This is a genomic window from Streptomyces sp. NPDC052721, from assembly GCF_040678315.1.
Classification (GTDB): Bacteria; Actinomycetota; Actinomycetes; order Streptomycetales; family Streptomycetaceae; genus Streptomyces.
On record NZ_JBFATL010000033.1, the window covers coordinates 59,170 to 73,155 of the forward strand.

The following is a 13,986-nucleotide window of genomic DNA, read 5'->3' on the forward strand; positions in this document are numbered from 1 at the left end:
CTCGAGGACGCGTGGGTCGACGGACGTGGCGCATTGTTTCGGTCTAATTCTGGACGTCTGCGTCTAGAGTGCTGCCGTGTTATCCAAAGGTCCAGACCAGGCCGAACGGATGCACACGACCATGCACGGGGGAGACAAGACATCGCAGCATCAACAGGCGCCTCCCGTGCAGCTACGCCTTCACGAGGGGGAATCCTTTGGGTCGCATACGAGCCTCCGCAGCCGCCCTGACCGCCACCGCTGCCTGCGCCGCCCTTCTTGCAGGGGCGTCGTCCGCCTACGCCGGAACCTCGTACGAGAGCGACATCTGCTCGTCCTCCGGCAACAAGTACTGCTTCCGTCTTCACTACAACTCACGGTCGTCACAGACGTGGGTGTCGCACGGTTCGTGTTTCCTGTCCAACGTGTCGGTTCCGAATGCGTGGGGCTACTCGCCGAACCAGGCCACCGTGGTCCGGTACACCTTCGACTACCACTCGAACGCCTGTTACGACGACGCGGGCTACAAGCAAGGCATCTACCACAACGCGGCATCCGGGTCCAACGACGACCCGTCGCACTCGTACAACGTGTTCTCCAGCACCAACTACTCGGGTTACACGACGTACTTCCCCCGCAAGGACGGCATCGCCCACAACCTCGAATCCAACGTCAAGAACAAGAACGAGTCCCAGCGGAGGAACTGACGTGCTTGCCAAGTCCGTGCGAGTGGCGGCCGCTGCCGCCGCATGTGCCACCATCGCCACCGCCGCTTACGCCACCACTCACCACAGCCAGGGAAATAGCCGTGCCACGGCCCAGGCGGCGGCAAGCCGCCCGCAGGCCGAGGCCGCCCAACGTCTCGCACAGCCCCAGCGGGTGCCCCAGCGCGGACTCGTGAAGGGCATGAGACTGCCGGTCGAGGACTACATGCTTTCCAACGCGGACACCGCCCAAATCGAGGACGCCCGCTCAGCGGTCGAGTCCGCATGTATGCAGCGTCAGGGGTTCACCTTCAACCCGCCCTCCGCCCGCGACAGTGTCCCGGCCGGCTACGACGAGGCCAACATGGAGCGGCGCTACGGCCTCACCGACGACTCGGCCGCCCGCACACACGGCTACCAGCTCCCCGGCGCGGCAGACCCTTCCCACGAGCAGGCTGAATCGGACGCAGAGGAGAAGGCGGAAAACCGCACCGACGCGTGGGACAAGGCCCTCGACGAAGTGTGCATCCCCGAGGCGAACAAGAAGATCGGCATCATCAACCCCACCGACCCGGCCGGTGAGCTGTCCGCCCAGTCGTTCGAAGCGACGAAGACACAGGCGCCGGTGACGAAGGTGCTCGCCGCGTGGTCGTCCTGCATGAACCGGGCGGGACACAGCCTACGCGCCCCCCTCGACGCCGCCGCTGCCTTCCCGCCCGCTGCCGCCGGCCGTACCGTTTCCAAGCCCTCACAGGCAGAGGTGCAGACCGCCACAGCGGACGTCACCTGCAAGAAGAACAGCCACCTCGTGGACACCTGGTTCAAGGCGGAGGTCGCCTACCAGACGAAGCAGATCGCCGCCCACAGGAAGCAGCTCCAGCAGCATAAGGACCGCAACACCAAGCTGCTCGCCAGGGCCCGCGCTGTCCTCGCCACGACACACATCCATTAAGGGCGTCCCGCGCCCCATCAGATGACCGGCGCGCCCCGCGTGTCTCTCATACGGGGCCGGGGGCGCGCCGGTGGGGGAGGCCTCTCCATGCCTGGCAGAAGAACCGTCGTCGGCTTGCTGGCAATGTTCGCAGTCGTCTTCGGCGCGGCAGCCTGGTACATCGAGACCCAGGTCAATGCCGACCCGAAGCCTGTCCGTGAGAGGTCGGCGGTCGAGGTGACGCAGTACGGCGTCGACCAGAGTCACGGGCGGCGGATGGCGGTCGCCGAGTATGTCATCCACAACGACACAGCCCCCGAACCGGTCACCTACACCGTGACGTTCGGCTTCGGGGACGACACTGCCTTCACCAAGACCGTCGTCAAGCGCGTTGCCGCACACGACAGCTACACAGGCAGCGTCAGCATCCCATGGGACCGGCTGGAAGCCCTCGACGGGGCCCGCGTCCTCGAAGTTCAGCGGGACTGACCGGTCTCATCCATTTCTTCCTCGTCGAGTGTCAAGCCGTGCCCTGCGACCGGGGCCCGGGATATCCCATCACCTAGAAGTGGGGGAATCTCCGTCTTGAGGCGCAAAAGACGACACATGCCCTTGGCTGCTGTCACAGCGGCCGCCGTTCTCACCGGCGGCCTGCTTCAGGCGGCCCCGGCGATGGCATCCGATCCGCCGCCGCCGTCGCCGCCAGGCAGGAGTGAGCGGCAGACCTCGCCGCTGCGTGTCACGGATCCCGGCAAGAACCTCGGCAAGGACTGGAGGACGTCTTCCGACCGTGCCATGACCACTGCGGCCGACACATCCGGCTTCGAGATCCTCGTCGCGGACAGCAAGACGGCCTACCAGTGGCGGACCGCCGCCGAGCTGGCCGAGCCGGGCATGCCGGCGGATGCGTGGATCGGCAATGCGTGCGACCTGGAACGCATGCCGGCGCAGCCCTGACTCGTGGGGCCGCAAGCTGCTCCTGCCCGGTTACACCACACCTCTCGGCAGTCGCTCGGACAGCCACACGACCTCGGTCGACTTCCAGAACGTCACCTGCTCCGGCGCAACAACGTCGCAGCTCAGGACGGGAGACCCCAACTCGTGGGGGTGGATGGGGAACTATCACGAGAAGACGCAGATCGACTCCGGTGTCCTCAGCTCGGACACGACATTGGTCATGCTGACCATCGGCGGAAACGACGGCGGTAACTTCACCAACGCCGTCAAGAACTGCTACGTGATCGGCGTATGCGACAGGAACGACTACACGGGAAAGATCGACCAGGCGGTCGCCGATACCGGAACCGTGATCGACGAGATCGCCAATGCGGCACCGAACGCGCAGATCGTTCTGATGGGTTACCCCCACATCGTCGGGGAAAGTCAGTGCTGGGCAGGCGACTTCGATACTCTCAACTACCTGGCTGACTACATGCGCGACAAGCAGAAGGCCAAGGTCGACGAGCTGAAGAGGAGCGGCACCAAGGTGGCGTTCGCCGATCCCATCCCCGCGTTCAAGGGCCATGGGCTGTGTGACAGCGACGAATGGATCAACGGAGTGGTGGCAGGTCCCAATGGGGACGGTGACTTCCACGACGGAGACCCCGCCAACCAGGCTGCGTGCATCCCCAAGCCGGGGCAGAACATCTGCCTCAGCCTCGAATCGTTCCACCCGAAGAATGCGGGAACGACAGGTTACGCACAGGTCATGGGCCAGGCTCTGGCCGACATCGGATACAAGGGCAGCTAGTGCAGTCCCTTCACGGGCGTGGTCGGGTGGTCATGGCACGGCTGGAGCGTGCCATGACCACCGGCTGTCTGATCGTCCTGGTCGTGCTGATCGTCGTGCTCAGCACCGTACTCGGCGCGTTGTGGTACTGGTCATGGCACACCGACAAGGTCAATGCCGAGCACCGGCAGCAGGCTCTGCTTGCGTTCGACGACCAGCTCCGCCGAACGAAGAACGAGACCATACGTGCCCTCGGCGATGAAGGCACGGCTGATCCGGACGCTCTCACGGCTGTGATCCACCAGCACACCGGCGCTCCCATCATCTCCTACGACGCGTCCCGTCACGCGTTCAGGGCCCGCGTGGTCAAACGGGTCGAGTACGAGTCCAGGACACTCTTCGGCATCAGCCAGGGAGTGATCGACAGATGCCTCGAATACACCTACGCCCCGGCGAAAGGCCACGGTTGGACGTCGACGATGTCCGCCTTGAAGTACGACACCTGCGACCCGTCCGTCTCGATCGGCAGCGGCGCCCGGATAGCCGGCCAGCGTGTCGCTGCTTTGGACGCGTCGGAGCTGAACCGTGCCGGAGTGCGGAGGGCTCTCGCGCCCTACCGGCGGTTTCTCACGGTCAGCGCCGTCACTAGGACCGGTAGCACGGTGAGGGTGTCGGTCGTGGTGTCGGAAGAGACCACTCGGCAGTGTTACCGGATCACGCGTGACGGTTCGCAGGTCTTCTCCGTGCCCGCACAGACCTGCCCGGGCTAACAAGCTCTAACAGAATGATCGGCGGCACGGTGCGCAGCGCCCCTGTCAACGGATTGGACCTGGAACGGCTGTGAAGTTCTCTCCGCCGTAGAGGGACTCGTAGTGGATCTTGAGCGTGAGCCGCCGGTTGATCAGGTCCTCGACTTCGGCGTGGTTCTGCGGGTCGTAGCTCGCCACACTCAACAAGTACTGCTCGTAGTCGGTGGCGATGACCTCTCCTTGGTTGAAGGTCACAGCGGATGGGCGCACCGACAGGCGGTCTCGGACGTGGTCGACACTGGGTGCGTTCCAGGCGCTGAGTACTTCGTCGTCGACGGTGAGCGTGCTGCCGACGATCACAGCCGGCCCGAGTCCGGAGTTGATGAGCCGGATCCCCGCTCTGCCTCCCGGCGGCCAGCCGCGGTGCAGCTGGAGCATCGGGCGCACCGAGTGGCGGTTGTGTTGCCGCATGGCGTGCGTCTGGTAGACCGAGACGACCAGCGACGCGACGGCGATCACGACCGCGCATACCGCGGTGACGGTTTCTGCGTGGAACGTCCAGGAGGTTCAGACGTTCATTCACGGTGTCCGGACAGAACGGCTCTACGCTGCCCTCTTGCTGTCCCTCATGGGTCTACGCCCGGCTGAAGTCTGCGGACTCCAATGGGAGGACGTGGACTTCGAGGCCGCCACGATCAGCATAGCCAACACGCGGACAATGATGGGAAATCGGTACGTGGTGGAGAAAGACACCAAGTCCCTGGCCGGGGAACGGGATCTTCCGTTGCCGGCACCCGTGCTGGCTGCCCTCAAGTCGTTCAAGGCTCTCCAAGCCAAGGAGAAGCTCGTCCTCGGTGAGGCTTACTCGGACTCTGGATACGTCGTGGTGCACGAGACCGGGGAAGCCTTCACGATCAAGCAGCTCCGCAGACACGCTTACCGGCTCATGGAGATTCTTGAACTCCGCAGAGTGCACCTCTACGACGCTCGCTCCTCCTGCCTCACATACCTCGCCAACAAAGGCGTGCCGGATCACATCCTTGCCCGGTGGGCCGGACACACGAACGTCAGGACCACCAAGAAGTGGTACGTGAAGCCGGACGTGGAGGACCTCCGCGGAGCCGCCACAACGTGGGACGGCCTGCACGGTGCTGCGACGGAGGGGCAAGCGTGACTCAGGCGGCCTGCCGATTGAGCGACCTGCCGAGCCGTATGGCAGTCGAACCGAGGTGACCCGGAGGCCGGCTGCTGGCTGTGGACCAGGGACGGCAACGGGGGAGGGGCGGCCAGGCTACGGCCAACGTCTCCCCTCCTGCGAGGGAAGGCAGAGCTTGCCCGCCGTGTGGCGTTCGGGCTGTTCGCCGGTGAATCCCGGAAGGTTTTCAGGTGCGTCATGCCGATCCTTGGGGACGGCACTACACGCTTTGCTGCAAACCAGACCGCATGGAAGCCATGCCGAGGGTGGGAAGCTGTGCGGCGCAGGGATTGGGAGGGTGCGCGAGCCGGGAGGACGCACTGTCCCCATGGTCAGACGTGCACATCGAAGAACCCGTACGTGGACCCATGAGGGTCTCGGTGGTGCCGGGCATGCCGCGCCGCGAGGTCACGCCGCCGGGTTCCCCCGGCCGTGTGAGATTTCGTGAGACGTGAGAGGGTCTGGGGCGTGAGTGAGACACCCCCGAACACCCTGCAATACCGCTTCGACGGGCCAGAAGACGCTCCGGTCCTGATCCTGGGTCCCTCACTGGGTACCACATGGCACATGTGGGACCGCCAGGTGCCGGAGCTTGCCAAGCAGTGGCGGGTCTTCCGGTTCGATCTGCCCGGTCACGGCGGCGCCCCGGCGTACCCGGCCGGTTCGGTCGCCGAGCTGGGTTCCCGGCTGCTGGCGACGCTGGACGCGCTCGGCGTGCAGCGGTTCGGTTACGCGGGCTGTGCGCTGGGCGGTGCGATCGGCATCGAGCTGGCCCTGCGCCACCCCGCGCGGCTCGCCTCCCTGGCCCTGGTCGCGGCCTCGCCCCGGTTCGGCACCGCCGACGAGTTCCGCCAGCGCGGGGTGGTGGTGCGTACCAACGGGCTCGACCCGATCGCCCGGACGGCGCCCGACCGCTGGTTCACCGGCGGGTTCGCCGCCGCGCAGCCCGCGATCACCGAGTGGGCCGTGCAGATGGTCCGCACCACCGACCCCGGCTGCTACATCGCCGCCTGCGAGGCCCTGGCCGCCTTCGACGTACGGCCCGAGCTGGGCCGGGTCGGGGTGCCGACGCTGGTGCTGGTCGGCTCGGACGACCAGGTCACCGGCCCGGCCGAGGCCCGTACCCTGGTCGCCGGCATCCCGGACGCCCGGCTCGCGGTCGTCCCCGGCGCCTCCCACCTGGTGCCGGTCGAGCAGCCCGCCGCCGTCACCGACCTGCTCGTCCACCACTTCTCCACCGCCTGGCAGCAGCCCTACGACACCGGCCAGACCGCCCTGCCGGGCGTGCCGGCCGTCCCGGTCCCGGCCGCGGCGCCGCAGCCCGCGCCGGTCGCCGAGATCGCCCCGGCCGCCGTACCGGCCCAGCCCGCAGGGCAGCCCGACCGGTACCGGACCGGGCTGAAGGTCCGCCGCGAGGTGCTGGGCGACGCCCACGTGGACCGGGCGCTGGCGCAGGCCGACGAGTTCTCCGGGGACTTCCAGGAGTTCGTCACCCGCTACGCCTGGGGGGAGATCTGGGACCGGCCCGGCCTGGACCGCCGTACCCGCAGCTGCATCACGCTCACCGCGCTGGTCGCGGGCGGTCATCTGGAGGAGCTGGCCTTCCACACCCGGGCGGCCCTGCGCAACGGGCTCACTCCGGACGAGATCAAGGAAGTGCTGCTCCAGGCGGCCGTCTACTGCGGGGTGCCGGCCGCGAACAGCGCCTTCCGGGTGGCCCAGCAGGTGATCCGGGAGGAGACCACGCCCGCCGAGTAGCGCCCCGGGCGGCCGCAGACGGCAGGATGGGGAGACATGAAGCTGACGAAGAAGTCCCACGCCTGCGTCCGCCTGGAGAAGGAGGGGCAGACCCTCGTCATCGACCCGGGCGGGTTCTCCGAGGAGGACGCCGCCCTCGGCGCGGACGCCATCCTGGTCACGCACGAGCACCCGGACCACTTCGACGCGTTCCGGCTGCGGGCGGCCATGGAGGACAATCCGGCCGCCCACATCTGGACGCTGAAGTCGGTCGCCGACCGGATCGAGGGGGCCTTCCCGGGCCGGGTGCACACCGTCGGCCACGGCGACACCTTCACCGCCGCCGGCTTCGACGTCCAGGTCCACGGCGAGCTGCACGCGGTGATCCACCCGGACATCCCGCGCATCACCAACGTCGGCTATCTGATCGACGGCGGGAAGGTCTTCCACCCCGGCGACGCCCTCACCGTCCCGGACCAGCCGGTTCAGACGCTGATGCTGCCGGTCATGGCCCCCTGGAACAAGATCTCCGAGGTGATCGACTACGTCCGCGAGGTCGCCCCGCGGCGCGCCTACGACGTGCACGACGCCCTGCTCACCGATCTCGCCCGGCCGATCTACGATGGCCACCTCGGCCGGCTGGGCGGCACGGACCACCAGCGGCTCCACCCGGGGGCCTGGACAGAGGTCTGAGCCCGCTGTCAGTGGCTCCGGGTAGGTTGTGAGGCATGCGCATCGCTACCTGGAACGTGAACTCGATCACCGCCCGCCTTCCCCGGCTGCTGGCCTGGCTGGAGAGCAGCGGCACCGACGTGCTCTGCCTCCAGGAGGCCAAGATCGCCGAGGAGCAGTTCCCGTTCGGCCAGCTCCGCGAGCTGGGCTACGAGGCCGCGGTCCACGCGACCGGCCGGTGGAACGGCGTGGCGGTGCTCTCCCGCGTCGGCATCGAGGACGTGGTCAAGGGCCTGCCCGGCGACCCGGGCTTCGACGGCGTGACGGAGCCGCGCGCCATCTCGGCGACGTGCGGCCCGGTCCGCGTCTGGTCGGTGTACGTGCCGAACGGCCGCGAGGTCGGCCACCCGCACTACGCGTACAAGCTCCAGTGGTTCGAGGCGCTGAAGGCGGCCGTGTACGGCGACGCGCAGGGCAGCCGCCCGTTCGCGGTGCTGGGTGACTACAACGTGGCGCCGACGGACGACGACGTCTACGACCCGGCCGCCTTCGCGGGTTCCACCCATGTCACCCCTGCCGAGCGCGCCGCGCTGGCCGCGCTGCGCGAGGCGGGCCTGGACGACGTCGTGCCGCGCCCGCTGAAGTACGACCACCCGTTCACCTACTGGGACTACCGCCAGCTCTGCTTCCCGAAGAACCGCGGCATGCGCATCGACCTGGTGTACGGCAACCAGCCGTTCGCGAAGGCCGTCAAGGACGCCTACGTCGACCGTGAGGAGCGCAAGGGCAAGGGTGCCTCCGACCACGCGCCGGTGGTGGTCGACCTGGACGTGTGATGCCACGCTGGGTCCATGCACCTTCCGTTCCTGGGTCCCCGGCACGAGAAGAAGGCTGAAGCGGCGCTCCGCGCCGACCCCGAGGCGGTCGCCGCGCTGCTGTCCGAGTGCGATCTGCTGCGCTCGCAGGCGGCTCAGGCGGGCGTGCGCCTCGACGACACCCCGGCCTCCCTGGAGGCCCTGGACCAGATGGTCCCGCGCTGGCGGGACGACCCGGAGGTCCTGCCCTGGCTGGGCCACGACGCGGGGCTGTACCTGGGCACGGTCGTGGTGCGCACCGTACCCGGCGCCGCCTGGCGGATCCGGCCCGGCGGCGAGCCCGTCGTACGCCTCGCCTCCGGCCGTGCGGTGGAGGTGGTGCCGGCCGGGGAGGAGTGGGCGGTGAGCGGGGTTCCCGAGCTGTCCCAGCTGTACGCGGAGATCGCCGAGACCTGACGTCCGCTGCCCCCCAGTACCCCCCGTTGGCGTAAATACGGCTATTGCCCGGAAGGTGCGTGTCGTCCCTCAACTCCGCTGTCGTCTGGATAGGTTGCGGCACCACGACACAGCTGAGAGTGGGTGGGCCTGCGGATGGCCGTCGATCCGTTGATCGAACTGCGGAACGTCAACAAGTACTACGGGGAGCTGCATGTCCTGCGGGACATCGACCTCACCGTGGGCCGGGGGGAGGTGGTCGTGGTCATCGGCCCCTCGGGGTCGGGCAAGTCGACGCTGTGCAGGACGATCAACCGGCTGGAGACCATCGAGTCCGGCACCATCCTGCTCGAGGGGCGGCCGCTGCCCGCGGAGGGCAAGGCCCTCGCCCGGCTGCGTGCCGAGGTCGGCATGGTCTTCCAGTCCTTCAACCTCTTCGCCCACAAGACGGTCCTGCAGAACCTCTCCCTCGCCCAGGTCAAGGTCCGCAGGCGGAACAGGGACGACGCCGACCGCCGCTCCCGGGATCTCCTCGACCGCGTCGGCCTGCTGAACCAGGCCGACAAGTACCCCGCCCAGCTCTCCGGCGGCCAGCAGCAGCGCGTGGCCATCGCCCGCGCGCTCGCCATGGAACCCAAGGCGATGCTCTTCGACGAGCCCACCTCCGCCCTGGACCCGGAGATGATCAACGAGGTGCTGGAGGTCATGCGGCAACTCGCCCGGGACGGCATGACCATGGTCGTCGTCACCCACGAGATGGGCTTCGCCCGCGCCTCCGCCAACCGTGTCGTCTTCATGGCCGACGGCCGGATCGTCGAGGACCGCAGCCCCGACGAGTTCTTCACGAACCCGCGCAGCGACCGCGCCAAGGACTTCCTCTCCAAGATCCTCAAGCACTGACCGGGGGAGTGCGACCCGTGTTCCGTCCCACCCGTGTGCCCCACGCCCTGTGCGTCCTCCTCGCCCTGCTGGCCGCCGCCTGCGGCAAGGGCGGCAGCCCGCCCGGCAAGGGCCCGGCGCCCGAGAAGCTCCCGCACTACCAGGTGGCCCGGGACTTCCGCCTGCCCGCCTCCCCGACCTGGACCCGGGCGAAGAAACGCGGCTACTTCGTCGTAGGCGCCAAAGAGGACCAGCCCTACCTCGCCGAGAAGGACCCGGCCACCGGCACTTACTCCGGCTTCGACATCGAGATCGCCAAGATGATGTCCGCATCCCTCGGCTTCCCGCCGAAGACCGTCCGCTTCCGCACGATCGCCTCCGCCAACCGCGAGACCGCCCTGCAGAACGGCCAGATCGACTACTACGTCGGCACCTACACCATCAACGCGGGCCGCAAGAAGCTCGTCGGTTTCGCCGGCCCCTACTACCTGGCCGGCCAGTCGCTCCTGGTCCGCAAGGACGAGAACGACATCCACGGCCCGCAGGACCTCGCCGGCAAGCGGGTCTGCTCGGCGGCCGGTTCCACGCCGTACCAGCGCATCAAGGCCGACTACCCGAGGGCGGTCCTGGTCGCCTACGACACCTACTCCGTCTGCGTGGACAACCTCCTCACCTACCAGGTCGACGCCGTCACCACCGACGACGCCATCCTGATCGGCTACGCGGCCAAGGTCCCCGACGAACTCAAGGTCGTCGGCAAACCGTTCTCCGAGGAGCCGTACGGCATCGGCGTCCCGCACGGCGACAACGCGCTGCGCTTCGCCCTCGACGACGCCCTGGCGGCCCGGGAGAAGAACGGCGACTGGAAGAAGGCGTACGACGCCACGCTCGGCCTGTCCGGCGTGCCCGCACCCAGACCTCCCGCCATCGACCGCTATCCGGCGAGCTGACCGAGGACGGCATGAACGTACTGACCGACAACTTCTCCACCTACGGCGACGGTTTCCTCGGCACGCTGCAACTGACCGTCTACGCCTCCCTGCTGGCCCTCGCTCTGGGCTTCCTGATGGCGTCCTTCCGGGTCGCCCCCGTCGCCTCGCTGCGGGTCTTCGGCACCGTGTGGGTCACCGTGCTGCGCAACACCCCGCTCACCCTGCTGTTCTTCGCGGTGCTGCTGGGCCTGCCCCGCTTCGGACTGGTGCTGCCCTTCCAGGTGTTCGCCGTCCTCGCCCTGGGCTGCTACACCTCGGCGTTCATCTGCGAGGCGCTGCGCTCCGGCATCAACACCGTGCCCAAGGGGCAGGGCGAGGCGGCCCGCAGCCTCGGGATGACGTTCGGGCAGACCCTGTCGCTGGTGGTGCTGCCGCAGGCGTTCCGATCCGTGATCCCGCCCGTCGGCTCCACCCTCATCGCGCTCGCCAAGAACTCGGCGATCGCGGGCGCGTTCAGCGTGACCGAACTGCTCGGCACGTACAAGACGCTCAACGAACTGGGCTACAACATCATCTGGACGTTCGTCTGGATCGCCGTCGGCTATCTCGTCATCACGCTGGCCATCAGCGCCCTGTTCAACGTGCTGGAGCGGACCTGGGGGGTGGCCCGATGACCGAGGCCACCGCGCTCTACGACGTGCCGGGCCCGCGCACCCGCCGCCGGCACGCCCTCTACGCCGTCCTGTCCACCGTCGTCATCCTCGCGCTCCTCGCCTGGATCCTGTATCTCCTCTTCGCCACCGGCCAGTTCACGTACACCAAGTGGATGCCCTTCGCGTACAAGGGCATCCAGGAACTGCTGCTGCGCGGGCTCGGCAACACCCTCAAGGCGTTCGCCCTCGCGGCCGTCCTCTCCCTCGCGCTCGGCGGGCTGCTGGCCACCGGCCGGCTGTCCGACCACCGGCCGGTGCGCTGGCTCGCCACGGTCGTCGTGGAGTTCTTCCGCGCGATGCCCGTCCTGGTGATGATCTTCTTCATCTTCGTGGCGCTGAAGGTGCAGCCGCTGCCCGCGCTGGTCGCCGGACTCACCCTCTACAACGGCTCGGTGCTCGCCGAGGTCTTCCGCTCGGGCGTGAACGCCGTCGAACGCGGCCAGGGCGAGGCGGCGTTCGCGCTCGGCATGCGCAAGACCCAGGTCATGGCGCACGTCCTCGTCCCGCAGGCGGTGCGCGCCATGCTGCCCGCCATCATCAGCCAGCTGGTGGTCGCCCTGAAGGACACCTCCCTCGGCTTTCTCATCACCTACGAGGAGTTCCTCCACGCCGGGAAGCTCATCGCCTCCAACCTCGACTACGATTTGCCGTTCATCCCTGTGGTGATGGTGATCTCGCCGATCTACATCGGGATGTGCATGCTGCTCTCCTGGTTCGCCGACTGGGTGTCCCGGCGGGAGCGGCGCAGCCCCAAGACCAAGGGGGTGGCGGTCGCCACCCCCGGGCCGGGGGCGCTGCTGCCGGGTGGGGTGCCCCCCACGGCCCCGAAACCATGAGGGGGGCGGCAGTTCAACGGGCCAGGCTCGTCCGGCGGCAGCCGGAGATCACTGCTCGCCGAGCGGGACGGACACGTACGACGGGTCGTCCGGGGGCGAGGAGAAGGTCAGCTGCGCGCCGGACGGGTTGTGCTCGGCGTAGAGCGGGTCGACCGTGTCGACCACCAGCGCGAGGCGGTGCCCGGCGGGGACGTCGTAGGCCGTGGAGAACAGGTCCAGGCCGACGGCGAACGGCTCGCCGGGCGTCCGCCCGTGCCAGGTGTAGGGCGCGTGCGTGACCAGCTTGCCGAGGCCGAGCGGGCCCACGTCGTACAGGTAGGCGATGAACGTGCCGCTCTCCCTGGACGGGGTGAGCGTGGTGTGCAGGGTGGCCGTGCCGCGCACCCGCTGGGCGGCGCCGTACCGCTCCGACTGCCACACGGCCGCCCAGCGGCGCGGCAGCAGCGGCAGGGAGGCGACGGGCGGCAGCTGGGCGACCTGGTCCAGGATGCTGGAGAGGAAGACGGTCCCGCCGTCCGCGCCGGAGTCGACGTTCGCGTGGATGGTGGGCGAGCCGGTGAGTGCCAGCTTCCGCCGGGTCGCGGTGACCGACTTCCAGTCCGGGTAGCCCTCGTACTCCCCCGCGGTACGGGACTTCAGCCGGACCGGCTGCTCACGGTCGACGCCGTTGTCGGCGCCCCTGAGGTAGTGGTCGAACCAGCGCCGGGTGTCCGTCCACACGTCGTTGGGCAGCCCGAACAGGCCGGTGAGTTCGGGTGTCGCGTGGTCGCCGGGGCGCAGTTCCAGCCGCTTGGGGACGGTCAGCTTCTCGTAGAAGGAGGCGTACTGGTTCGCCGGGAAGACGGTGTCGCCCCAGGCGTTGGCCAGCAGGACGGCGGCGCCGTTCTCGTTGAGCTGGTCGACACAGGTCGCGGCGGAACGTGTCCGCCCCCAGTCGATCATCTCCTGTTCCTTCGACAGGTCCGAGGAGTACAGGTTGTCGAAGATGGCGCGCAGTTCGGCGCTCTCGCGGCCGGTGAGGGTGGCCGCGCCGTCCAGCACGGCCGCCGCCTGGAGGTGCTGGGTGCGCCCGGAGTAGATCGAGTCGATCAGGTCGGCCCACCCGCTGAGCGCGGCCACGGCCTTGACGCGCTTGTCGTGGGCGGCGGTGAGCAGGCTGATCCCGGCGCCGTACGACACCCCGGCCATGCCGATGTGCTCCGGGTCCGCGGGGGTGTGCGCCAGGGCCCAGTCGATGACCTTGGAGGCGTCCGCCGTGTCGGGCGGACCGGCCACTTCTATCCGGCCGCCGGACTGCCAGAATCCGCGCACGTTGTAGGTGAGCACCACATAGCCCGAGTCGGCCAGCTTCCGGGCCTGGGCCAGATACTCCACCTGCGGCAGGCCCCAGCTGGTGGGCAGCACGATGAGCGGATGGCGGCGCGAGCCGTCGGCGCCCCCGGGCGTGAGGACGTTGGCCTTCAGTACGGTGCCGCCGTCGCCGGTGATGTCGACGAACCGGACGCTCGGGGCGGCCTCGGCGGCCGGCGCGAGACCGACGACGGAGCCGGCGAGCAGCGCCGCCGAGACGGCTCCGGCGGCGGAGGCGCGCAGCGCGGTGCGACCGTGTCCCATGGGTCACTCCTTCACTCGTGTCCATGCAAAGTGACCCGACGGTAACCGCGCCTCCTTACCGCAAGT

17 protein-coding genes are annotated in these 13,986 nt (G+C 68.5%); 15 read left to right on the forward strand and 2 right to left on the reverse strand.

Annotation, left to right across the window (positions count from 1 at the left end):
- Positions 1-404 precede the first annotated feature (404 nt).
- From AB0L21_RS27700 to AB0L21_RS27725, 6 genes are all read left to right on the forward strand, one after another.
- Positions 405-686 (forward strand): hypothetical protein, encoded by a 282-nt coding sequence (locus AB0L21_RS27700; RefSeq protein ID WP_365787078.1) that lies wholly within the window; start codon positions 405-407, stop codon positions 684-686.
- 1 nt (position 687) lies between these two features.
- Positions 688-1,635: a hypothetical protein gene (locus AB0L21_RS27705; protein ID WP_365787080.1), complete on the forward strand. Its 948-nt coding sequence runs from the start codon at positions 688-690 to the stop codon at positions 1,633-1,635.
- 87 nt (positions 1,636-1,722) lie between these two features.
- Positions 1,723-2,103, forward strand: a complete 381-nt coding sequence (locus AB0L21_RS27710; protein WP_365787082.1) for a hypothetical protein — start codon at positions 1,723-1,725, stop codon at positions 2,101-2,103.
- A gap of 123 nt (positions 2,104-2,226) precedes the next feature.
- Positions 2,227-2,571 (forward strand): hypothetical protein, encoded by a 345-nt coding sequence (locus AB0L21_RS27715; protein WP_365787084.1) that lies wholly within the window; start codon positions 2,227-2,229, stop codon positions 2,569-2,571.
- Positions 2,534-3,364 carry a hypothetical protein gene (locus tag AB0L21_RS27720; protein ID WP_365787086.1) on the forward strand — a complete coding sequence of 277 codons (831 nt, stop codon included), beginning with the start codon at positions 2,534-2,536 and terminating at the stop codon, positions 3,362-3,364. Before AB0L21_RS27715 ends, AB0L21_RS27720 begins: the two co-directional genes overlap by 38 nt.
- Before the next feature lie 32 nt (positions 3,365-3,396).
- Complete coding sequence (locus AB0L21_RS27725; RefSeq protein ID WP_365787088.1) at positions 3,397-4,113, forward strand: hypothetical protein; 717 nt, start codon at positions 3,397-3,399, stop codon at positions 4,111-4,113.
- 45 nt (positions 4,114-4,158) lie between these two features.
- On the opposite strand, the gene AB0L21_RS27730 is transcribed toward AB0L21_RS27725, so the two are convergent.
- Entirely contained in the window at positions 4,159-4,611 is a 453-nt protein-coding gene (locus AB0L21_RS27730; RefSeq protein WP_365787091.1) for a hypothetical protein, read from the reverse strand.
- A gap of 16 nt (positions 4,612-4,627) precedes the next feature.
- On the opposite strand from AB0L21_RS27730, the gene AB0L21_RS27735 reads away from it, so the two are divergent.
- From AB0L21_RS27735 to AB0L21_RS27775, 9 genes are all read left to right on the forward strand, one after another.
- Positions 4,628-5,266, forward strand: coding sequence for a site-specific integrase (locus AB0L21_RS27735; protein WP_365787093.1), 639 nt, complete (start codon positions 4,628-4,630; stop codon positions 5,264-5,266).
- Between the two features lie 489 nt (positions 5,267-5,755).
- Complete coding sequence (pcaC, locus tag AB0L21_RS27740; RefSeq protein ID WP_365706285.1) at positions 5,756-7,045, forward strand: 4-carboxymuconolactone decarboxylase; 1,290 nt, start codon at positions 5,756-5,758, stop codon at positions 7,043-7,045.
- Positions 7,046-7,081: 36 nt separating this feature from the next.
- Positions 7,082-7,717, forward strand: coding sequence for an MBL fold metallo-hydrolase (locus AB0L21_RS27745; RefSeq protein ID WP_365787095.1), 636 nt, complete (start codon positions 7,082-7,084; stop codon positions 7,715-7,717).
- A 35-nt stretch (positions 7,718-7,752) separates the two neighbouring features.
- A complete protein-coding gene (locus tag AB0L21_RS27750) occupies positions 7,753-8,532 on the forward strand; it encodes an exodeoxyribonuclease III (protein WP_365706289.1) in 780 nt (259 codons plus the stop codon).
- 15 nt (positions 8,533-8,547) lie between these two features.
- Positions 8,548-8,967 carry a DUF6278 family protein gene (locus AB0L21_RS27755; RefSeq protein ID WP_365706291.1) on the forward strand — a complete coding sequence of 140 codons (420 nt, stop codon included), beginning with the start codon at positions 8,548-8,550 and terminating at the stop codon, positions 8,965-8,967.
- Positions 8,968-9,102: 135 nt separating this feature from the next.
- Positions 9,103-9,846, forward strand: coding sequence for an amino acid ABC transporter ATP-binding protein (locus AB0L21_RS27760; RefSeq protein WP_365787097.1), 744 nt, complete (start codon positions 9,103-9,105; stop codon positions 9,844-9,846).
- A 17-nt stretch (positions 9,847-9,863) separates the two neighbouring features.
- Positions 9,864-10,775 carry a glutamate ABC transporter substrate-binding protein gene (locus AB0L21_RS27765; RefSeq protein WP_365706295.1) on the forward strand — a complete coding sequence of 304 codons (912 nt, stop codon included), beginning with the start codon at positions 9,864-9,866 and terminating at the stop codon, positions 10,773-10,775.
- Between the two features lie 11 nt (positions 10,776-10,786).
- Positions 10,787-11,431: an amino acid ABC transporter permease gene (locus AB0L21_RS27770; RefSeq protein WP_365706297.1), complete on the forward strand. Its 645-nt coding sequence runs from the start codon at positions 10,787-10,789 to the stop codon at positions 11,429-11,431.
- The gene (locus AB0L21_RS27775; RefSeq protein ID WP_365706299.1) at positions 11,428-12,306 is read left to right on the forward strand and encodes an amino acid ABC transporter permease; all 879 of its coding nucleotides are present in this window, start codon (positions 11,428-11,430) and stop codon (positions 12,304-12,306) included. Before AB0L21_RS27770 ends, AB0L21_RS27775 begins: the two co-directional genes overlap by 4 nt.
- Before the next feature lie 48 nt (positions 12,307-12,354).
- Here the strand turns inward: AB0L21_RS27775 and AB0L21_RS27780 are convergent, their stop codons facing one another.
- On the reverse strand, positions 12,355-13,920 hold the full coding sequence (locus tag AB0L21_RS27780) for a CocE/NonD family hydrolase (protein WP_365706300.1): 1,566 nt from the start codon (positions 13,918-13,920) through the stop codon (positions 12,355-12,357).
- Positions 13,921-13,986: the final 66 nt, after the last annotated feature.